At 64.6% G+C, this 19,966-nt stretch carries 19 protein-coding genes and 1 pseudogene; 4 read left to right on the forward strand and 16 right to left on the reverse strand.

The features are described 5' to 3' along the window. Positions 1 to 3: 3 nt before the first annotated feature. The gene (bluB, locus tag AB8Z38_RS10765) at positions 4 to 636 is read left to right on the forward strand and encodes a 5,6-dimethylbenzimidazole synthase (protein ID WP_369724902.1); all 633 of its coding nucleotides are present in this window, start codon (positions 4 to 6) and stop codon (positions 634 to 636) included. Positions 637 to 639: 3 nt separating this feature from the next. Here the strand turns inward: bluB and AB8Z38_RS10770 are convergent, their stop codons facing one another. After that, a complete protein-coding gene (locus AB8Z38_RS10770; protein WP_369724904.1) occupies positions 640 to 1,563 on the reverse strand; it encodes a LysR substrate-binding domain-containing protein in 924 nt (307 codons plus the stop codon). 130 nt (positions 1,564 to 1,693) lie between these two features. On the opposite strand from AB8Z38_RS10770, the gene AB8Z38_RS10775 reads away from it, so the two are divergent. The 3 genes and pseudogenes from AB8Z38_RS10775 (at position 1,694) to AB8Z38_RS10785 (ending at position 3,891) form a co-directional block, all read left to right on the forward strand. Continuing rightward, the gene (locus AB8Z38_RS10775) at positions 1,694 to 2,632 is read left to right on the forward strand and encodes a ring-cleaving dioxygenase (protein WP_369724906.1); all 939 of its coding nucleotides are present in this window, start codon (positions 1,694 to 1,696) and stop codon (positions 2,630 to 2,632) included. Then, positions 2,629 to 3,193: pseudogene (locus AB8Z38_RS10780) on the forward strand (alpha/beta hydrolase). The gene AB8Z38_RS10775 and the pseudogene AB8Z38_RS10780 overlap by 4 nt, the downstream one beginning before the upstream one ends. Positions 3,194 to 3,522: 329 nt before the next feature. Then, on the forward strand, positions 3,523 to 3,891 hold the full coding sequence (locus tag AB8Z38_RS10785; protein WP_369724908.1) for a rhodanese-like domain-containing protein: 369 nt from the start codon (positions 3,523 to 3,525) through the stop codon (positions 3,889 to 3,891). A 57-nt stretch (positions 3,892 to 3,948) separates the two neighbouring features. Here AB8Z38_RS10785 and AB8Z38_RS10790 read toward each other — a convergent pair whose 3' ends face one another. The 15 genes from AB8Z38_RS10790 to AB8Z38_RS10860 form a co-directional block, all read right to left on the reverse strand. Beyond that, positions 3,949 to 4,131 carry a hypothetical protein gene (locus AB8Z38_RS10790; protein ID WP_369726467.1) on the reverse strand — a complete coding sequence of 61 codons (183 nt, stop codon included), beginning with the start codon at positions 4,129 to 4,131 and terminating at the stop codon, positions 3,949 to 3,951. Between the two features lie 740 nt (positions 4,132 to 4,871). Then, positions 4,872 to 6,110 carry an ABC transporter substrate-binding protein gene (locus tag AB8Z38_RS10795; RefSeq protein ID WP_369724910.1) on the reverse strand — a complete coding sequence of 413 codons (1,239 nt, stop codon included), beginning with the start codon at positions 6,108 to 6,110 and terminating at the stop codon, positions 4,872 to 4,874. 65 nt (positions 6,111 to 6,175) lie between these two features. Beyond that, positions 6,176 to 6,364: a hypothetical protein gene (locus AB8Z38_RS10800; RefSeq protein WP_369724912.1), complete on the reverse strand. Its 189-nt coding sequence runs from the start codon at positions 6,362 to 6,364 to the stop codon at positions 6,176 to 6,178. A 54-nt stretch (positions 6,365 to 6,418) separates the two neighbouring features. Further along, positions 6,419 to 7,423 (reverse strand): ABC transporter ATP-binding protein, encoded by a 1,005-nt coding sequence (locus AB8Z38_RS10805; RefSeq protein ID WP_369724914.1) that lies wholly within the window; start codon positions 7,421 to 7,423, stop codon positions 6,419 to 6,421. Continuing rightward, the gene (locus tag AB8Z38_RS10810; RefSeq protein WP_369724916.1) at positions 7,420 to 8,433 is read right to left on the reverse strand and encodes an ABC transporter ATP-binding protein; all 1,014 of its coding nucleotides are present in this window, start codon (positions 8,431 to 8,433) and stop codon (positions 7,420 to 7,422) included. Before AB8Z38_RS10810 ends, AB8Z38_RS10805 begins: the two co-directional genes overlap by 4 nt. Positions 8,434 to 8,435: 2 nt before the next feature. Then, positions 8,436 to 9,332, reverse strand: a complete 897-nt coding sequence (locus AB8Z38_RS10815; protein ID WP_369724918.1) for an ABC transporter permease — start codon at positions 9,330 to 9,332, stop codon at positions 8,436 to 8,438. Then, positions 9,329 to 10,279, reverse strand: a complete 951-nt coding sequence (locus AB8Z38_RS10820) for an ABC transporter permease (protein WP_369724920.1) — start codon at positions 10,277 to 10,279, stop codon at positions 9,329 to 9,331. The genes AB8Z38_RS10815 and AB8Z38_RS10820 overlap by 4 nt, the downstream gene beginning before the upstream one ends. 239 nt (positions 10,280 to 10,518) lie before the next feature. Beyond that, complete coding sequence (locus AB8Z38_RS10825; protein ID WP_369724922.1) at positions 10,519 to 11,940, reverse strand: amidase; 1,422 nt, start codon at positions 11,938 to 11,940, stop codon at positions 10,519 to 10,521. Between the two features lie 125 nt (positions 11,941 to 12,065). After that, on the reverse strand, positions 12,066 to 13,001 hold the full coding sequence (locus AB8Z38_RS10830; RefSeq protein ID WP_369724923.1) for a carbohydrate kinase: 936 nt from the start codon (positions 12,999 to 13,001) through the stop codon (positions 12,066 to 12,068). Positions 13,002 to 13,006: 5 nt separating this feature from the next. Beyond that, the gene (locus AB8Z38_RS10835) at positions 13,007 to 14,653 is read right to left on the reverse strand and encodes an FGGY-family carbohydrate kinase (RefSeq protein WP_369724925.1); all 1,647 of its coding nucleotides are present in this window, start codon (positions 14,651 to 14,653) and stop codon (positions 13,007 to 13,009) included. A 39-nt stretch (positions 14,654 to 14,692) separates the two neighbouring features. Further along, positions 14,693 to 15,466, reverse strand: coding sequence for an SDR family NAD(P)-dependent oxidoreductase (locus AB8Z38_RS10840; protein WP_369724927.1), 774 nt, complete (start codon positions 15,464 to 15,466; stop codon positions 14,693 to 14,695). Positions 15,467 to 15,517: 51 nt separating this feature from the next. Further along, on the reverse strand, positions 15,518 to 16,525 hold the full coding sequence (locus tag AB8Z38_RS10845; protein ID WP_369724929.1) for an ABC transporter ATP-binding protein: 1,008 nt from the start codon (positions 16,523 to 16,525) through the stop codon (positions 15,518 to 15,520). Between the two features lie 16 nt (positions 16,526 to 16,541). After that, on the reverse strand, positions 16,542 to 17,372 hold the full coding sequence (locus AB8Z38_RS10850; RefSeq protein ID WP_369724931.1) for a carbohydrate ABC transporter permease: 831 nt from the start codon (positions 17,370 to 17,372) through the stop codon (positions 16,542 to 16,544). A 4-nt stretch (positions 17,373 to 17,376) separates the two neighbouring features. Next, the gene (locus AB8Z38_RS10855; RefSeq protein ID WP_369724933.1) at positions 17,377 to 18,249 is read right to left on the reverse strand and encodes a carbohydrate ABC transporter permease; all 873 of its coding nucleotides are present in this window, start codon (positions 18,247 to 18,249) and stop codon (positions 17,377 to 17,379) included. A 102-nt stretch (positions 18,250 to 18,351) separates the two neighbouring features. Continuing rightward, on the reverse strand, positions 18,352 to 19,665 hold the full coding sequence (locus tag AB8Z38_RS10860; protein WP_369724935.1) for a sugar ABC transporter substrate-binding protein: 1,314 nt from the start codon (positions 19,663 to 19,665) through the stop codon (positions 18,352 to 18,354). Between the last annotated feature and the right edge of the window lie 301 nt (positions 19,666 to 19,966).

Below are 19,966 nucleotides of genomic sequence, written 5' to 3' on the forward strand. Positions count from 1 at the left end.
TTGATGGTCGCGTTCGACGACACTTTCCGCCGGCACTTGCGCGAGCTGTTCGTGTGGCGCCGTGACGTGCGCCGCTTTCGCGCCGATCCGCTGCCGGATGGCGCGATCGCGCGGCTGATCGAGACGGCGTGCCTTTCGCCATCGGTCGGCCTGAGCCAGCCTTGGCGCTTCGTCACCGTCGATGATGCCGCAAGGCGCCGCGCCGTGATCGACGATTTCAAGGCCTGCAACGCCGATGCGTTGAGTTGCTATGCCGGCGAACGCGCGGCGCGCTACGCCGGTCTGAAACTGTCGGGCCTCGAACAAGCGCCTGGCCACCTCGCCGTGTTCGCCGACAAGGCGAGCGATGTCGGCCATGGCCTCGGCCGCGCGACCATGCCCGAGACAACCGAATATTCCGTGGTGGCCGCGATCACCGCGATGTGGCTCGCCGCGCGCGCCGAAGGCATCGGGCTCGGCTGGGTCTCGATCCTGAGCCCGGACCGCATCCACACCATCCTCGACGTGCCCGGCACCTGGAAATTCATCGCCTATCTCTGCATCGGCTACCCCGAGGCCGAATGCGACCAGCCCGAGCTGGAGAAGGCGAAGTGGGAACACCGGCGCGGCCCGGACGAGTTCACGCTGCGGCGCTAGCGCTCAGTTCGCCCGGGAGCGACGGCGCGCAACAGCTTCATCCTCGCGGCCAAACAGCTCGACGAGAAAATCGATGAAGAGCCGCACCTTGACCGACAGATGCCGCGTCGGCGGATAGACCGCGTAGAGCGCGAGCGGCGGGGCAGAATAATCCTCCAGCACGGTGCGCAGCTTGCCGTTCCTTAACGCGTCGGCGGCGATGAACTCCGGCAGCAACGCCAGCCCCCTGCCCTTGATCGCGACATCACGCAGCACTTCGGCATTGTTGACGCAGAGCGACCAGGCCGGCTGGATCCAGTGATCGCCGTCGGCGCCGGTGAGCTTCCACTGATTGCCGGTCAGCAGAAAGCCGTAGGTCAGCGATGCGTGCTCGCGCAAATCCTGCGGATGCTTTGGCGTGCCGTGACGCGCGAGATAATCCGGCGACGCGCAGATCATCCGCGCGACAGCCACGATCTTGCGAGCGATCAGGCTCGAGGACTCCAATTCCGCGATCCGCAAGGTCACGTCAAAGCCGTCCTGCACGGGATCGAGCAGGTCGTCGCTGAGCACGAGCTGAAGCTGAAGCTCGGGATATTTTTCCATGAACTCGGCGAGCACCGGCCCGAGCCGCATCGTGCCGAACGACATCGGCGCGTTGACGCGCAACAATCCGCGCGGCGCCGATTGGGCTTGCGTCACCGCCTGATCGGCGGCCTCGATCTCCGAAAGGATCACGACGGCGCGCTCGAAATATTGCTGGCCGCTCTCGGTGGGGCTCGCCTGCCGCGTGGTTCGGTTCAGGAGCTGCACGCCCAGGCTCTGCTCGAGGTCGGCGATGTATTTGCTGATCGCCGAGCGCGACAGCCGGAGCTGGCGGCCGGCATCGGCAAAACTGCCGCTTTCGACCACCTTCACGAAGGCCCGCAGGCTGGCCACCTTATCCAAGCGCGGGTTCTCGCGATTGGTTCCAAATCGTAGACATAGACGTCATGTTTGCATGGATTGTCTCCAATCCAAAGCGGAACGATATTTCCGCCCAGAGCAAGACCCGCTCCCCGAACTTTGGAGGACGACGATGTCCGGACTGCACCATGTCACCGCGATTGCCGGCGATCCCATCAGGAATTTCGGTTTCTACACAAGCGACCTCGGCCTGCGCTTCGTCAAGAAGACCGTCAATTTCGACGACCCCGGCACCTATCATTTCTACTACGGCGATGAGACCGGCCGGCCCGGCACCATCCTGACCTTCTTCCCCTGGGCTGGAGCGCCGGCCGGACGCCGCGGCGTCGGCGAGACCCATCAGACCGCCTTCCGCGTGCCGCAGCGCTCGCTCGGCTATTGGACGCAGCGCTTCATCGAGAAGGGCATCGCTTACGAGGCGCTGGAAAAGCGCTTTGGCGAATCCGTGCTGCCGTTCACCGATCCGGACGGGATGGCGCTCGCACTGGTCGGCATCCCCGGTGCCGAGAACGAGCCGGGCTGGAGCAACGGCGACGTCCCCGCCGAGCATGCGATCCGCGGCTTCCATGGCGTGACGCTGCTGCTCGACAGCGCGGCCAAAACGGCTGCCGTCCTCACCGACGTGTTCGGTTTCAAGGAGACGGGTTGCGAGGGATCGGTGATCCGCTTCAAGGCGCCCGGCGATTTGCACGGCAGTGTCGTCGACATCTACGAGGCCAAGGGCTTTCTGCGCGGGCATCAGGGCGGCGGCTCGGTGCACCACATCGCGTTCCGCGCGGCCGACGACGCCGAGCAGGGCCAGATGGCCGAGAGGCTCGTCTCTCATCACGGCCTGCATCCGACCGAGCAGCGTGACCGCAACTACTTCCGTTCGGTCTATTTCCGCGAGCCCGGCGGCGTGCTGTTCGAGATCGCGACCGATATCCCCGGCTTCGCCGTCGACGAACCGGTCGCGACGCTGGGACGCGACCTGAAGCTGCCGGGTTTCCTCGAAGCCCATCGCAAGCAGATCGAGGACGTGCTGCCGAGCCTGGAAGAGAGCGTGTCATGACCGAGAGTTCATTCATCCATCGTTTCGAGCCCGCGCGCGACGCGGGCTCGCCCCCTGTTGCTGCTGCACGGCACCGGCGGCGACGAGAACGACCTGCTCGGGCTCGGCAAGATGATCTCGCCCGGGGCCGCCCTGCTCTCGCCGCGCGGACGCGTGCTGGAGCACGGCATGCCGCGCTTCTTCCGCCGTCTCGCAGAGGGCGTGTTCGACGAGGTGGACGTGCGCCGCCGCGCGCTCGAGCTCGGCGAGTTCGTCAACGAGGCGCGGCAACGCTACGGCATCGCCGCGCCGGTCGCGGTCGGCTTCTCCAACGGCGCGAACATCGCAGCAGCGCTGTTGCTGCTGAAGCCGGACGTTCTCGCCGGCGCGATCCTGCTGCGCGCGATGGTGCCGCTGTCGGATCCGCCCAAGGCCGAACTTGGCGGCAAGCCGGTGCTGCTGCTGTCAGGGCAAGCCGATCCGATCGTGCCCGCAAGCAACTCGGCAAAGCTCGCCGCACTGCTGTCGGAAGCGGGAGCCGGCGTGACCCACAAGGTCCTGCCGGCAGGCCACCAATTGTAACAAGCCGACGTGACGCTCGCCCGCGACTGGATCGGCAAGGTGACGGCGGAAGCGGCCTGATTCCGAGAAGCGACGCGGACCGCCGCGGCGCCGAACATCATATTTCTGGAAAACAACCCCATGCACAGTAGGCGGCGGCAGCAAAATCAACGGCTTACGTGTGCAGGCGATGAGCCGGTTTGACTCGTCGGGCAAAACAGGGGCATAATGCGATTATTCCGAAATCGCCGGCTGTACGAGATGAAGCTATCGTGATTGCCACTTGCGTCAGTTCGCGGGATGTCTCAATTCTACCGCTGCCGATCCCGGTTGGAAAACGGAGGCAATCAATGGCAACGACAGTAAAGCAGATGCTTGAAGCGGCCCACGCCGCGGTTCCGAAGATCAGCTCTGATCAAGCCGCCGATATGATCAACGCGGGCAACACTCTGGTTTTGGACGTTCGAGATGCACCTGAAGTGGCCGCCAGCGGCAAGATCGCGGGCGCACTGAATGTGTCACGCGGAATGCTGGAATTTCGAGCGGACCCAGAGTCTCCTTACCATGACAAGAATTTTGATAAGAACAAAACGGTGATCCTTTATTGCGCTTCTGGCGGACGCGCGGCACTCGCGGGTAAGTTGCTTAAGGATATGGGTTACGAAAATGTCTACAACGTAGGAGGGTTCAAAGACTGGACCGGAGCCGTCGAGAAATAGGAGTTCGGGGATCGGCCACGCAGCGTGCAAGCGTGATCGACGCGCGGTCAGGTTACCTTAGTGCAGCGTCTGGTCAGGAGCGCACGCTCCCCTCATAAGCGCCAGCTCGTACTCTAACTGCTCATTGAGGAGCATGAGCGCTCGAAGCGCATCGCGCAGATCACCGTCACAAGCGGCGACGATCTCATCGACTGCCAGCTCGTATTGATCCAGAGCAAAATTGGTGCGTTGACGTCGCATGGCAACGACATACAAACAGAAACGTAAGTTGATCGTGCCGACCCGCCGGTGATTTCCCCGCAATTCACAGCCTGCTGGGGCTGCCAGTTTGCTCTCGATTATCAAATCTAAATCCGCCCAGCCATCCAACAAGCTAAGCTGTCGAGAGGACCGAACATTCATGATCGTGGGGGCGACATGTACGAAGTCTATCACAGTGACAGGCGCGATTTGCTGGTTCTAAGCACCGGCGCGGCACTACCCGTCTTTTGCTATAAGAAGAAATGGCGCAAGACCAGAAGAAGGGTCCGGAAAGTCAGCGACGAGATCAAGTCAGCCGTTCAGAGACAGGGCTATCACGTCCGGAGCTTGCGTGCTGCCAAGGAGCCTTTGAGGCGTCTCGCTCCGCGAATTCAACTGCGTGATTCATATGCGGAGACAGACCCCTCACCCGTGTGAGTTTGTATCAACCAGCGTTGCTGCCCTGTCCCACAAGGGCAGGGCCATCGCAGATGGCATTTTGGGCGGTGTGAGCGCGCGCCTCGTCCTTCGAGACGCGCGCAAGAGCGCGCTCCTCAGGATGAGGCTAAGTAGCATCGGCACCCGTCGAATTTGCTGCCCCGTGCTCCGACCTCATCCTGAGGGCCCGCCAAAGGCGGGCGTCTCGAAGGATGGCCACAGAGAAATCTGCCTCATATGCGATTGGGCCCTACCCACAAGGGGGAGAGGGCACAACAACGGGCACGGGCTGACTCGCTCCCCTACTCCCAGGACCACGCCGAGAAATCGTTCTCGAACTGCGGGACTTCCTTCCAGACGCCTTTCAGCTTCTTGCTGATGACGGTGGGCCATTGCGGCTGGAATAGATAGGCGGAGACTGCGTCGGTTGCCAGCATGCGCTGGGCGTCGCCGAGGAGCTTGGCACGCGCCGTATCATCCGGGGTCGCCACGATCTGCTTGTACAGTGCGTTGAAGGCGGCGTTGTTGTAGCCGAGGTAATAGTCGGGCTCGGTGATCTTGACGAGGTCGAATGGCTCGACATGGCTGACGATGGTGAGGTCGAAATTATGCGGGCCGTTGGGCGCGAATACCTGCGACAGCCATTGCGCCCATTCGACGTTCTCGATTTTGGCGATGATGCCGACCTTGGCAAGCTCGGCCGCGACGATCTCGCCGCCTTGCCGCGCATAGGGCGGCGGCGGCAGCTTCAGCGACAGCTCGATCGGCGCGGTGATTCCGGCCTCGGCCAGCAGCTTCTTGGCCTTCTCGGGATCGTAGGGTTGATGCCGGTGGTATCGACATAGCCGAGCGATCCCGGCGTGTAGAAGCTGCCGATCGGCGTACCAGAATCCTTCGACGGCACCCTCGATGATCGCCTTGCGGTCGATCGCAGCGAGAATGGCGCGGCGAACGCGGACGTCGTCGAGCGGCTTCTTCCGATGGTTGATGGCGACGATGGTCTTGGCCTTGGAGCCGCCGATCAGCACCGTGAAGCGCGGGTCGGCCTTGAACTGGGCAACGACGCGGGTCGCGATGCGCGGAAACGCGTCCACGTCGCCCGACAGCAGCGCAGCCGCCTGCGCGGCCGGATCGGAGATGAAGCGGATCGTCACCTTGGAGAGCTTGATCGCCGAGGCATTGCGATAGTCAGCCCATTTGTTGAGCGTGATCGAGGAGCCCTTGGCCCAGGCGCCAAGCTGGTAAGGCCCGGTCCCGACCGGCTGCGTCACATTGGTCGGCGCGCTTTTCGGCTCGACGATCGAGGCACTTGCCTGCCCCAACAAGAACGGGAAGTTCGGCTCGGCGTTTTTCAGGGTGATCACGACCGTGTCGGCATCGGGCGTGGCAATGGACTCGAAGCTCTGGAACAGGCTCTTGTCCTTGTTGGTGCTGGTGGCGACGGCATTGCGCTCGAACGAGAACTTCACCGCGGCGGAATCGAACGGCTCGCCATTGTGGAATTTGATGCCCTTGCGCAGCTTGAAGGTGTAGGTCTTCAAATCCGGCGAAGCCGTCCAGCTCTCCGCCAGCAGCGGCGAGGTGGAGCCGTCCTCGTTGATCTTGGTCAGCGTCTCATAGATGTTGTAGAGGGTGACTTCGGCAATCGCCGCGGCGGCGGCGTTGGTGGGATCGAGCCCGGGGGCTCCAGCGTCATGCCCATGACGACGCTGTCCTTCTTGCCTTGCGCCAGCACCGGCAGCGGTGCGGCAGCGAACGCAGCGGCAAACGCGACGACGAATAGTTTCCTGAACATGCGTAACTCCCCGGCCTTGTCTGGTCCCAGCCTACGCCAATCCCGCCCCGGACACTAACCTTCCATGCCCGCTTGCGGCAACGCCATCACGCCTTCCGCCTTGTGGCAGGCGGCGAGATGGGCCTCGCCGACCCTGCGTAACTCAGGCGCGGCCTCGCGGCAATGCTGGTCGGCGAGCGCACAACGGGCGACATAGGGACATCCGGTTCCGGCCGCCGATTGCGACGCGATCGCCTGGGCTCCGCGCCGGCGCCGGCCGCCGCCGGCACGCGCTCGCGGCACGGCCTCCAGCAACGCACGGGTATAGGGATGGGCGGAGCGTTCGAACAAATCCTCCGGCCGGCCCTGCTCGACGATCCGGCCGAGATACATCACGGCGACCTCGTCGCAGAGATAATCGACGACGGCGAGGTCGTGGCTGATCAGGACGTAGCTCAGGCCGAACTGCTCCTGGAGGTCCTGCATCAGGTTCAAGACCTGCGCCTGCACCGAGACGTCCAGCGCCGAGACTGGCTCGTCGGCGACGATGAGCTTCGGCTGGGTGATCAGCGCGCGCGCGATCGCGATGCGCTGGCGCTGGCCGCCGGAGAATTCGTGCGGATATTTGTCCATGTCGGCATCGCGCAAGCCGACCTGCCGCAGCACCGCGGCGACGCGGTCGCGGAACGTGCTGCGGTCAGCCTCCTCCAGCACGGTGAGCGGTTCGGCGACGATGCGTGCGATGGTCTGGCGCGGATCGAGCGAGCCATAGGGATCCTGGAACACCATCTGGAAATCGCGCCGCGCACGGCGCAGCTCGTCTGCGGAGATCTGGTTGAGGTCGCGCCCGAGCATGGCGACCTGCCCTGATGTGGGCCGCTCCAGCGCCATCACCACCCGCGCGAAGGTCGACTTGCCCGAGCCGGACTCGCCGACAATCCCAAGGCTCTTGCCGGCAGCGACCTGCACGCTGACGCCGTTGAGCGCGCGCACCTGCCCCGGCGGACGGAACAGGCTTTCGCGCGGCAGCGTATAGCGCTGCTCGAGATTCTTCACGTCGAGAAGCGGCCCGGTGCTCATGCGGACAGCGCTCCGACGCGATCGGCCATCGAAACATCCGTCCTGATGCAGCGGACGCCATGGCCGGGTCCGACTTCGACCACCGGCGGAAGTGCGGCGCGACATCGATCGATCACGAGAGGACAACGATCGGAAAAAGTGCAGCCGGAGGGCAGATCGGCGAGCTCCGGCACCGTGCCCGAGATCGTCGTCAGCCGCGTTCCCTTGCGCGCGCCGAGCTTCGGCCGGGCGCGGAACAGGCCCTGCGTGTAGGGATGCCCCATGCGGCGGAACACTTCGTCGGTCGGCCCGCTCTCGACCACGGTGCCGCCATACATCACCATCATGCGTTGCACGTTCTCGGCGATGACGCCGAGATCGTGCGAGATCAGGATCATCGACATGCCGCGTTCCTCGACGAGATCGGCGATGAGATCGAGGATCTGGCCCTGGATGGTGACGTCCAGCGCGGTGGTCGGCTCATCCGCGATCAAGAGATCGGGCTCGCAGGCAAGCGCCATGGCGATGGTGACGCGCTGACGCTGGCCACCGGAAAACTGGTGCGGATAGGCATCGATGCGCTTGGCAGGATCCGGCAGCCCGACGCGGTCGAGCAAGGCGATCGCCTCCCGCCGTGCCTGTGCGGCCGAATAGTTCTTGTGACGCCGCAACGGCTCGGCGACCTGATGGCCAATCGTGTGCATCGGGTTGAGCGCGGTCATCGGCTCCTGGAAGATCATGCTGATGCGGTTGCCGCGCAGACCGCAATAATCAGCATCCGACAGTCCGATGAGCTCGCTGCCGTCGAGCTTGATGCTGCCCGAGACCACGGCGCTGTCCGGCAACAACCCCATCAGCGACAGCGCGGTGACCGACTTGCCGCAACCGGATTCGCCGACCAGCCCGAGCGTCTCGCCGCGCTTGAGGGCGAAGCTGACGCCGCGCACGGCCTGCGCCGGCCCGCGGCTGGTGTTGAGGCGGACGCCGAGATTGACGACTTCGATCAGCGGCATGGTTGCGGGATCAGCCATCGTCATCGCTCCCGCGCCAGTCGGGGATCGAGCAGATCACGCAAGCCGTCGCCGAGAAGGTTGAGGCCGAGCACGGCAATCGCGATCGCGGCGCCCGGATAGACCGCCAGCATCGGCGACTGGAACAGCAGCGTCTGCGCATCATTGAGCATCCGTCCCCAGGACGGCTGCGGCGGTTGGGTGCCGAGGCCGAGATAGGACAGCGCGGCTTCGGCCAAAATTGCGAGCGCGAACTGGATGGTGGCCTGCACGATCAGGATCGACAGGATGTTGGGCAGCACATGCTCGATGGTGATGCGGAATTTGCCCTTCCCCGCGGCGCGCGCGGCCAGCACGAATTCGCGCGCCCAGATCGCGTTGGCCGAGCCGCGCGTCAGCCGGGTCAGCGTCGGAATCTGGAAAATGCCGATCGCAATGATCGAGGTCACCATGCCCGGCCCCACCACCGCAGCCAGCATGATCGCGGAGAGCACGGCCGGAAAGGCGAAGGTGAAGTCGGAGAAGCGCATGATGATCTCTTCGGTCCAGCCGCGGCGGGCCGACGCGATCAGGCCGAGGCAGACCCCGAAGCTGAGGCCGATGCTGACGGCGATGATGCCGACCATGATGGTGGAGCGGGCGCCCGCCAGCAGCAGCGAGACGATGTCGCGGCCAAAGGAATCGGTGCCGAGCCAGTGCGCCGCGGATGGCGGCCGGAGCTTCGAGGCGATGTCGATCTCATAGGGCGACCACGGCGTCCACAGCAGCGAGAGCAGCGCCGAACCGATCACCACAAGCACCAATGCACCACCCAGCGTGAAGCTGCGATGCCGCAGCGCCCTGCGCCAAAAGCCCGTGGCGGGAGGCGTCGGCGCGGTTGCCGTCGGCAGTCCGACCGCGGTGGCGAGCGGATCACTCACAGATCGTGCACCTTGATGCGCGGGTCGACGAAGGCATAGAGCACATCGACCACGAAATTGACGATGACGACCATGGCAGCCAGCAGCATCACGCAATTGCGCACCACGATCAGGTCGCGGTTGGCGATCGACTGGAAGATCAGCCGGCCGAGGCCCGGCAGGTAGAACACGTTCTCGATCACGATGGTGCCGGCGAGCAGATTGGCGAATTGCAGCCCCATCACCGTCATCACCGGGATCATGGCGTTGCGCAGCACATGGCTCCACAGCACTTCGCGCTTGCCGAGGCCCTTTGCGCGCGCGGTGCGGACGAAATCTTCACGCAGCACCTCGAGCACGGCGGAGCGCGTGACCCGCGCGAGAATCGCGGCCTGCACCACCGCCAGCGAGACCGCCGGCAGCAGCAGCGACTTGATGCCGGGCCAGACGCCCTCGTCCCAGCCGGCAAAGCCGCCGGCCGACAACCATTGCAGCCGCACCGAGAACAGCAGCACGAGGAGGATCGCAAACCAGAAATTCGGCAGCGCGATGCCGATTTGCGTCAGCGACATCACGCCGACATCGCCGAGCTTGTTGTGGTTGGCGGCGGTGTAGATGCCGGCCGAGAGCGCCAGCGTCACCGTGATCAGCATCGACATGATCGCAAGCGGGATGGTCAACGCAAGCCGCTCCGCGATCAGGCTCGCGACCGGCGTTCCGTAGACATAGGAGTTGCCGAGATCGCCGATCAGCAGCCCCTTGATCCATTGCAGGTAGCGAATAGCCAGTGGCTGGTCGAGCCCGAGCTTGACGGTGAGCGCCCGCACCGCGTCCGGCGACGCGTCGGCTCCCATCAGCATCTGCGCGGCATTGCCGGGAAGCGCGTCCAGCACCAGGAAGATGATCACGGACGCACCGACCAGCGTCGCCAGCAAGGTCAGCAGACGTCGGAGGACAAATACGCTCATGTGCGCTCGGTTTCAGGGCTCATCCGCGGCACGATCAACATGTCCGGACGCCCGACGCAAGTGCTTTAGAGTGCCAGGAGGGTGCTCGGCCTGCATGGTTCGAGACGCCCGCTTTGGCGGGCTCCTCACCATGAGGGGTTACCGTTTCGCCGCAAACCGAGACCTCATCCTGAGGAGCCCGCCCAAAGCGGGCGTCTCGAAGGATGGCCACAAGCAAAGTGTCTTTCCCGAACCCCATCTCAGCCGGGCCAGCGGGAGAGAAGGTCGGTTGACGCCTCGAACAGGGCGCTGACGCGCAGCAACTCGGCATCGGCGCGGAAGCGGCCGACGAGCTGAAGCCCGATCGGCAGGCCATCGCTCCCGAAGCCGCAAGGCAGACTGATCGCGGGATGGCCGGTCATGTTGAACGGCATGGTCCAGGGGAACCAATGCGGTCGGACGCTGTCGAAATGCCGGCCGTCGATCTCGATGGTGCCGAACAGGTCCTGGTCGATCGGCAGCGCGGTGCGGGTGAGGGTCGGCATCGCCAGCAGGTTGCCGCGCGCCAGCAGGGATTGCACCCGGCGGAACAGCGCGGTGCGCGCGAACATCGCCTCCTGGTACTCGACGCCGCTGACATTGGTCGCCAGCGCGACCTGCTTGACGAAGGCTTCACTCAGGGCATCGCCATGCTCGGTCACGAGCTTGGCGAACCGCGTGCGCCAGACCGTGTGGTTGATGGCGCGCCAGATCGGCTCGATGTCGAAACCGTCGCCGGAGAATTCCTCGAGCTCGGCGCCCAGGCTCGCGAGCCGATCGAGGCTCGCCTTGAAGGCCGTCGCAACGTCCGAAGACACCGGACGTCCCGGCGGTGCGGCGCAGAACAGGATCTTCTGCCCGCGCAGATCGCCGCGCGGGGCGGCGGTGCCGATGAAATCGGGCACGGGCACGCTGATCGACCAGGGATCGCAGGCATCCTCGCCGGCCATCGCCTGCATCATCAGCGCGGTATCGGGGACATCGCGCGTCATCGGCGTGACATAGGTCTGGTTGCCGAAGGCATCGAGCGCCTGGCTGTGCGCGATCACCCCGTTGCTCTGCTTCAGCCCGACCACTCCGTTGCAGGCGGCCGGAATCCGCGTCGAGCCGCCGCCATCGGTCGCGATCGCAAGCGGGGCGATGCCGCTGGCAACGGCCACCGCCGCACCGCCGCTGGAGCCGCCGGACGACCGCCTCGCATCCCACGCATTGCGCGTGCGGCCGAACAGCGGCGAATCGGTCAGGCACTTGCTGCCGAATTCCGGCGTCGTGGTCTTGCCGATCAGGATCGCGCCTGCCGCGCGCAGCTTTGCGACGGCGACCGCATCCTCGGTCGGCACATTGTCCTTGTAGGGAACGGCGCCGAACGTGGTCGTCACGCCCCTGGTGTTGACGATGTCCTTGACGGTGACGGGAATGCCGTGCAGCAGGCCGAGCGGCTCGCCCGCCATCAGCTTGCGCTCGGCCGCGCGCGCCTCGGCCATCGCCTCGTCTCCGCAGATCGTGATGAAGCAGTTCAGCTCGGGCTGGAGGGCTTCGGCGCGCGCGAGCACGGCGCGGACAAGTTCAACGGGCGACACCTCTTTGCGGCCGATACGCGCACGCAGTTCAGTGGCAGACAGGAAACAGAGATCGTTGCTCATCAGGACAGGCTCGCGTCAGGAGACGCGGACCTTGCCAGCCTGAACCCATCCTGTCCATTTGGCTGGCGCATGGCCGCAGTGCATCGCGGAGACATCCCGTAAATGGCGAATGCCTGCTCGCCTCGCTACCAGCTCCATGTGATCTCGCGACTCCACGGCGGATCCGCGCCCGGGCGGGTGCAGGTCAGGCCGGCGCAATTGGCGGCAAAGGACAGCGCGCGGCGGAGCTCATCCGCGCTGATATCCTTCGGTTGCTGCCGAGCGAGACGTCTCTGCTTGTGCAGCGCGAACAGCAGCGCGGCCTGAAAACTGTCGCCGGCACCGATGGTGTCGGCGACCTCGATCTTCGGCGCAGGGACTTCGACAGGGCCGGCTTTCGCATGCCAGGCGATGGCGCCGTTGTTGCCGCGCGTGATGACGACGAGGCTCGCGCCCTGCCCCAGCATTGCGTTTGCCCGTTGCTGATAAGGCTCGTCGCCATAGAGGTAGGCGAAGTCGACGTCGGACATCTTGATGAGATCGGCAGTCCCGGCGAACTCGGCCATCCGTGCAAGATAGGCCGGCTTGTCCTTGACCAGATTGGGCCGGCAGTTCGGATCGAGCGAGATCGTCGATAACGCCCGCGCATCTGCGATCAGCGCTTTGGTCTCTGCCGCGCCCTGGTCGTTCACGAGCGTGGTCGAGCCGACATGGAGAGCTTCGACCGTGTCAAAGGGAATGGACCCGCGCCGATAAGTCCAGTTCCGCGTCGCCGTCTCGGCATCATAAAAGGCATAGTGCGACTCGCCCGCAACAATTTGCACGAAAGCGAGTGTGGTCTGACGATCGCTGCGGGTGGCGAAACCGAGATCGACATGAGAGGCGGCGGCATGGTCGGCGATCATGCGTCCGAACATGTCGGTTGAGATACCGCCGAGGAAGCCGGTGGGTGCGCCCAGGCGCGCCATGCCGATTGCGACGTTGAGGCAGGAGCCGCCGACCGCCGGCATCACCGCCTCGCGTCCATCCGCGTTTCGGGTCGGCACGAAATCGATCAACGCATCGCCGCAGGAAATCAGCATCCGTCTCAACCTCTGGCGATGTCGCGCATCGCGGCACGGCTGCCGCGATCGACCTCGCGCAGCAGCTTGTAGACGTCGCGCTTGCGAGCGTGAAACGCAGCCATGTCGGGCGCGGTCGGCTCGCTCTTGCCTCCCAGCGCCGACATTTTCGCCATGGTCTCGCCGATCGAAACACAGGCGCCGCCGGCCACCGCCCCGAGCATCGCGGCGCCCAGCAGCACCGGCTCTTTCGTTTGCGGCAGCGCGACCGTGAGACCGGTGGTATCGGCCATGATCTGCCGCACCAGCGGACTGCGGCTGGCGCCGCCGCCCATGATCATGATGCTGGAGTGAACGCCATGCGCGGCAAAAGCTTCGATCACCTCGGCGAGCCCGTAAGCGAGTCCGCACAGGCCGGCGACGAACAGCCGCTCCATCGCGCCGGTGTCGGTGTCAAGATCGAGCCCCGCGATCACCGCGCGCGTATCGGGATCGGCGTAAGGCGAGCGGTTGCCGATGAATTCGGGGAGGACATGGACGTCGCGGGCCAGCAACGCGGCACGGCTGGCATCGCCGGCGCGCGCGATGATGCGACGCTCAAGGTGCTCGATCAAGTCAACGCCCTCGCTGCGCGCCGCCGCGTTCGCCTCGGCATGGCCCGGATGCGATTTGAGGAGGTGGTCGATCGCCGCGCCCGCGGCCGATTGACCACCCTCGTTGAGCCAGAAGTCCGGCACCATGCCGGAATAATATGGTCCCCACACGCCGGGCACGAAGCACGGCTGTTTCGTCGTCGCCATGATGCAGGCCGACGTTCCCATGATGTAGGCAAGGCGATCGCTGACATCGGTCGCCCCGCCCGATCCGTCACGGCCGCCGATCGCGCCGATGCCGCCGGCATGCGCATCGATCAGCGACGCGCCGACGGGCGTGCCCGGCGTCAGGCCGAGATCGGCTGCGGCTGCACGTGTGAGACCGTCGCCGAGCCGCGTGCCAGGCGCCACGATGCCGGTACCGATGCGGGCATATTTCTCGGCCACGAACTCCGAGAGACCGATGCGCTTGAAGAATGGCGCGCTCCAGCCGCCGCCGTCATGGGCGAGATAGTTCCATTTGCAGGTGACGGTGCAGGTCGAGCGCTGCAACGAGCCGGTGGCGCGCCAGGTCAGGTAATCCGCCAGATCGAAGAAATGGCCCGCGGCGTCAAAGCTCGCCCGCAGGTGCCGCTTCAGCCATAACAGCTTCGGCATCTCCATCTCGGGCGAGATCGAGCCGCCGACATAGCGCAGCACTGAATCTTCGGTCTCATTGATCAGCCGCGCCTCGGCCGTGGCGCGATGGTCCATCCAGACGATGACGTTGCGCTGCTTGTCGCCGGACGTGCTGACGGTGACCGGCTCGCCCTGCCGGTTGAGGACGACCAGCGAACAGGTCGCATCAAAACCGATGCCGCCGATGCTGTCGGGCGCGACGCCGGCCTCAGCCACCGCGGCCCGCACCGATTTCACGCAGGCGTGCCAGATGTCGGAGGACGACTGCTCGACGATATCGCCGGCCTCTTGCCAGATTCGAATAGGATGCCTGGCGGTCGCCAGAAGCGTGCCTGCTTCGTCAAACACCCCTGCCCGCGTGCTCGTGGTCCCTACGTCGACGCCGATATACGCTCGCGGCATTGTCACTCCCCGATCGCTTTCGTCAATTTTGACGCAAGCCTACCAGCAAGTGTAGCCGCCATCCACCAGCACGATGCTGCCGGTCATCAGGCTCGCGGCCTCGGAGGCCAGGAACAGGACGACGGAGGCGATCTCGTCGACCTGCCCCATCCGCCCCATTGGGGTTCCACCGATCCAGGCGTCGTACATTTTGGCGTTGCTCTTGACGAAGGCGTTGAGCGGCGTCTCGATATAGGTCGGCGCCACCGCGTTGACGCGGATGCCGCGCGCGCCCCATTCGGCGGCCAGCGACTTGGTCAAATGGTGCACGCCGGCCTTGGAAGCATTGTAGAACGCCTGCTCCTGCGGCTTGTTGACGATGAAGCCCGACATCGAGCCGATATTGACGATGGCGCCGCTTTTGGCCTTGAGCATGTGCTTGCCGAACTCGCGGCAGCACCAGAACGTGCCGTTGAGATTGACGTCGATGACGTTGAGCCAGTGCTCGTCCGTCACGGTCTCCGCCGGCGTCTCGCTGCGGGCGATGCCGGCATTGTTGACGAGGATATCGACCTTGCCATGGCGGGCGACGAGGTCGTTGGCGACTTCCGCCACGCGCTTGGTGTCGGTGACGTCCATGATCGCAGTTTCAACGTCATAGCCTTTCGCCTTCAGGCTGGCCTTGGCGCTGTCGGCCATCTTGCTGTCGCGGTCGCCGATCACGACCCTGGCGCCCGCTTCGGCCAGCGCCTCCGCGCAGGCCAGCCCAATGCCCTGCCCACCGCCGGTGATGAACGCGGTCTTGCCGGTCAGCTTGAATTTTTCCAGGTACATGTTGATTGTCCGTTTCTTGCCGTTTTCTTGCGGTTTTCTTGCCGTTTCTCGTCAGCCCCGAATGGCGTTGCCGCTCGCGTCGAAGCGATGGATGCGCGCGGGGTCCGGCACCAGCGACACTCGGTCGCCGGCATGCAGGCTCAGTTCGCCGATGTAGCGCGCCGTCAGCATGCCGAGCGGCCCGGCATCGACATAGAGGAAGGTGTCGCTGCCGAGATGCTCGGCGACCGCAATCGTGCCGAGCCAACCGCCGGCGCCGTCGCGCTCGATCTTGAGATGTTCCGGCCGCACGCCGATGGTGATCGCGCCCTGCTGCGTGGCTGGGTCGCCCGTCACCAGATTCATCTTCGGCGAGCCGATGAAGCCGGCGACGAACAGATTCGCGGGCTTTTCGTACAGATCCAGCGGCGAGCCGTACTGCTCGATCTTGCCGCCGTTGAGCACGACGATCTTGTCGGCCATGGTCATGGCTTCGACCTGATCATGGGTGACGTAGATCGCGGTGGTGCCGAGCTGCTTCTGCAGCCGCGTCACCTCGATGCGCATCTGCACGCGCAAGGCCGCATCGAGGTTCGACAGCGGCTCGTCGAACAGGAACGCCTTGGGCTCGCGGACGATGGCGCGCCCGATCGCGACGCGCTGGCGCTGGCCGCCGGAGAGCTCGCGCGGCTTGCGGTCGAGATAGGGCGTGAGGTTCAGCGTCGCGGCCGCCGCCTCGACCTTGCGGTTGATCTCGTCCTTGGCGAGCCCCGCCATCTTCAGACCGAAGCCGATATTGCCGCGCACGCTCATATGCGGATAAAGCGCGTAGGACTGGAACACCATCGACAGGCCGCGCTTGGCGGGCGGTGTGTCGACGACGTTCTTGCCGTCGATCAAGATCTTGCCGCCGGAGACGTCCTCAAGCCCGGCGATCAGCCGCAACAACGTGGTCTTGCCGCAGCCGGACGGCCCGACGAACACCACAAAGGAGCCGTCCTCGATCTCGAGATCGGCGCCCTTGATGATGTGCACGGGGCCGAAGGACTTTTGCACGTCCTGAAGTGTAATCTGACCCATGATCCGGCAGCCCTTCTTACTTTACCGCGCCAAAGGTGAGCCCGCGCACGAGCTGCTTCTGGCTGAACCAACCGAGGACGAGAATGGGCGCGATCGCCAGCGTGGACGCCGCCGACAATTTTGCCCAGAACAGCCCTTCCGGGCTCGAATAGGACGCGATGAACACGGTGAGCGGCGCGGCGCTGGAGGTCGACAGATTGAGCGTCCAGAAAGCCTCGTTCCAGGCCAGGATCAGATTGAGCAGCAGCGTCGAGGCGAGGCCCGGGATCGCCATCGGCGTCAGCACATAGACGAGTTCGCGGCCGATGGTGGCGCCGTCCATGCGCGCGGCTTCGAGGATGTCGCGCGGGATCTCCTTGAAATAGGTGAACAGCATCCAGATCACGATCGGCAAATTGCCGAGGCAGAGGATGAAGATCAGTCCGGCACGGGAATCGAGCAGGCCGAAGGTCCTGTAGATCAGGTAGATCGGCACCAGCACGCCGACCGGCGGCATCATCTTGGTCGAGAGCATCCAGAGCAGGATGTCCTTGGTGCGCTTGGTCGGCGAGAACGCCATCGACCAGGCCGCGGGAATGGCGATCAACAGCGCAATCAGCGTCGAGCCGCCGGCGATCATGATCGAGTTGAGCGCGTGATGCAGATAGTCGCTGCGCTCCTGCACGGTCGCATAGTTTTCCAGGGTCCAGTGGAAGAACAGGAAGGACGGCGGAATGGCGAAGGCCTCGAGCTCGGTCTTGAAGCTCGCCAGCACCATCCACAGGATCGGGAAGAAGATCAGGAAGCCGAAGAACCAGGCTCCGATCGTCGATATCGCCACCCGCCGCGTCGTCGCCATCCGCGCCATGGTCTCACGTCTCCAGATTGCGGCCGACGATGCGGACCAGGAAGAAGGCGACGACATTGGCGATCACCACCGCCACGAGGCCGCCGGCCGACGCGGTGCCGACGTCGTACTGGATCAGCGCCTGCGAATAGATCAGGAACGCGATGTTGGTGGTTTGAAGGCCCGGACCGCCGCCCGTGGTGACGTAGATTTCCGCGAACACGGTCAGTAGGAAGATGGTCTCGATCAGGATCACCACCGTGATCGGCCGCGCCAGGTGCGGCAGCGTGATGTAGATGAAAGCCGAGAGCGCGCTGGCGCCATCCATCTCGGCCGCCTCCTTCTGCTCCTCGTCGAGCGATTGCAGCGCGGTGAGCAAGATCAGCGTCGCGAACGGCAGCCATTGCCAGGCAACGATCAGGATCACGGCGAGCAGCGGCGCATCGGTGAACCAGTCGATCGGGGTCAGCCCGAACACCGAGGCGATCCAGGCAAACAGCCCGGACACCGGATGCATCAAGAGGTTCTTCCAGACCAGCGCGCTCACCGTCGGCATCACGAAGAACGGCGCGATCACCATCAACCGCACGATGTTGAGGCCGATCACGGGCTGGTCGAGCAGCACCGCCAGCGGAATGCCAAGCAGGATGGTCAGCGCCAGCACCGAGCCGACCAGCACCAGCGTGTTCTGAAGCGAGGCGAGGAAGGCGGGATCGGTGAGGAAGTAGCGAAAATTCTCCAGACCGACGAACGCCTCGGAGCCGGGGTCGAGCAGGCTGTAATGCAGCGTCGCGAAATAGATCGTCAGCGCGAGCGGAACGATCATCCAGATGAACAGCAGCCCGACGGCAGGGGCGAGAAGCGACCGCGCAAGGAACTGCGTCTGCCGGGTTGCCATCCACGCGTCTCCTCGGGGCGGGGGAAAAGGCGGCCATCCATCAAGCGATAGTGGATGGCCGCAGGTGTGAGCTCAGGGAGAGCCCCGGGTCTAGTTTCTGGTCTACTTGATGTAGCCGGCGCGCTTCATCTCACGCTCGGTCGAGGATTGAGCCGCGGCAAGCGCTGCGTCGACCGTCATCGAGCCGGCGAGTGCGGCCGAGAACTGCTGGCCCACCTGAGTGCCGATGCCCTGGAATTCAGGGATGGCGGCGTATTGCACGCCGACATAGGGCACGGGCTTCACAGTCGGCTTGTTCGGATTGGCGGCGTCGATTGAGGCCAGCGTCAGCTTGGCGAACGGGGCGACTTTCAGATAGTCGGGGTTCTGGTAGAGCGACGTCCGCGTGCCCGGCGGCACGTTGGCCCAGCCGTCCTTCGCAGCCACGAGCTTGGTGTAGTCCTTGCTGGTTGCCCAGGCGATGAACTTCTCAGCCGCCTCGCTCTTCTTCGAGCCGGCGGGAATCGCGAGGCTCCAGGCCCACAGCCAGTTGGCGTTCTTGCCGAGCCCGGCATTGGGCGCAAGCGCGAAGCCGACCTTGTCGGCGACCTTGGAGTCCTTCGGGTTGGTGACGAAGGATGCCGCCACGGTGGCGTCAATCCACATCGCGCATTTGCCGGCGTTGAACAACGCGAGGTTCTCGTTGAAGCCGTTGGAGCTGGCGCCGGGAGGGCCGGCCTCCTTCATGAGATTGACGTACGTCGTGAGCGTCGTCTTCCATTCCGGCGTGTTGAACTGCGGCTCCCACTTCTCGTCGAACCAGCGCGCGCCGTAGGAATTGGCCATGGCGGACAGGAACGCCATGTTCTCGCCCCAGCCGGCCTTGCCGCGCAGGCAGATGCCGTAGACACCCGCGCTCTTGTCGGTGAGCTTCTTGGCCGCGTCGACCACGAAGTCCCAGGTCGGGCTCTCCGGCATCTTCAACCCGGCCTTCTCGAACAGGTCAGTGCGGTACATCACCATCGAGCTCTCGCCGTAGAACGGCGCGGCATAGAGCTTGCCGTCGACGGAGACCGCATCCCTGATCTTCGGCAGGAGGTCAGCGACATCGTAGTCGGCACCGAGATTGGCGAGCGGCACCAGCCAACCCTTCTTGGCCCAGATCGGCACTTCGTAGGTGCCGATGGTCAGCACGTCGAACTGGCCGCCCTTGGTGGCGATGTCGGTGGTGACGCGCTGACGCAGCACGTTTTCCTCCAGCGTCACCCATTTGACGGTGATATCGGGATTTTTCTTGGTGAAGTCACCCGTCATCCCCTGCATGCGGATCATGTCGCCGTTGTTGACGGTGGCGATCGTCAGGGTCGTTTCGGCCATCACGGGGACGGCCAGCAACAGGCAAGACGCGCCGCAGACGGCGCCGAGGACGTGTTTCACGATGACCTCCCCTAAACTCGCGTTTCTGAGCATATGCCCACGCGTTGAGCGTATGTTCAACCGAGGGGGCGGCGATTGTCAAGCAGGCGCGCGGCTGTCTCGGCAACTTATGAGTGCTGCGGTGCGGGAGGGACGAGAGATGACGCCTCACCCACGCTGTCATGCCCCGCGAAGGCGGGGCATCCAGTACTCCGTGCCGTCTATTGGTTTGCCCCAAGAGGAGCCGCGGCGTACTGGATCGTCCGCCTTCGCGGACGATGACAGTGTTACGTGGGGAAAGACCACCCGCCTCGCAGGCACG

The organism is Bradyrhizobium sp. LLZ17 (assembly GCF_041200145.1).
Taxonomy (GTDB): Bacteria; Pseudomonadota; Alphaproteobacteria; order Rhizobiales; family Xanthobacteraceae; genus Bradyrhizobium.

Coding starts and splice junctions, on each gene's coding strand:
- AB8Z38_RS10805 (WP_369724914.1), bottom strand. CDS start 7,423: ATGAGCACCGGGCCGCTTCTCGACGTGAAGAATCTCGAGCAGCGCTAT.
- AB8Z38_RS10800 (WP_369724912.1), bottom strand. CDS start 6,364: ATGTTCAGGAAACTATTCGTCGTCGCGTTTGCCGCTGCGTTCGCTGCC.
- AB8Z38_RS10775 (WP_369724906.1), top strand. CDS start 1,694: ATGTCCGGACTGCACCATGTCACCGCGATTGCCGGCGATCCCATCAGG.
- AB8Z38_RS10855 (WP_369724933.1), bottom strand. CDS start 18,249: ATGGCAACCCGGCAGACGCAGTTCCTTGCGCGGTCGCTTCTCGCCCCT.
- bluB (WP_369724902.1), top strand. CDS start 4: ATGGTCGCGTTCGACGACACTTTCCGCCGGCACTTGCGCGAGCTGTTC.
- AB8Z38_RS10825 (WP_369724922.1), bottom strand. CDS start 11,940: ATGAGCAACGATCTCTGTTTCCTGTCTGCCACTGAACTGCGTGCGCGT.
- AB8Z38_RS10785 (WP_369724908.1), top strand. CDS start 3,523: ATGGCAACGACAGTAAAGCAGATGCTTGAAGCGGCCCACGCCGCGGTT.
- AB8Z38_RS10810 (WP_369724916.1), bottom strand. CDS start 8,433: ATGGCTGATCCCGCAACCATGCCGCTGATCGAAGTCGTCAATCTCGGC.
- AB8Z38_RS10790 (WP_369726467.1), bottom strand. CDS start 4,131: ATGCGACGTCAACGCACCAATTTTGCTCTGGATCAATACGAGCTGGCA.
- AB8Z38_RS10850 (WP_369724931.1), bottom strand. CDS start 17,372: ATGGCGCGGATGGCGACGACGCGGCGGGTGGCGATATCGACGATCGGA.
- AB8Z38_RS10845 (WP_369724929.1), bottom strand. CDS start 16,525: ATGGGTCAGATTACACTTCAGGACGTGCAAAAGTCCTTCGGCCCCGTG.
- AB8Z38_RS10830 (WP_369724923.1), bottom strand. CDS start 13,001: ATGCTGATTTCCTGCGGCGATGCGTTGATCGATTTCGTGCCGACCCGA.
- AB8Z38_RS10835 (WP_369724925.1), bottom strand. CDS start 14,653: ATGCCGCGAGCGTATATCGGCGTCGACGTAGGGACCACGAGCACGCGG.
- AB8Z38_RS10840 (WP_369724927.1), bottom strand. CDS start 15,466: ATGTACCTGGAAAAATTCAAGCTGACCGGCAAGACCGCGTTCATCACC.
- AB8Z38_RS10820 (WP_369724920.1), bottom strand. CDS start 10,279: ATGAGCGTATTTGTCCTCCGACGTCTGCTGACCTTGCTGGCGACGCTG.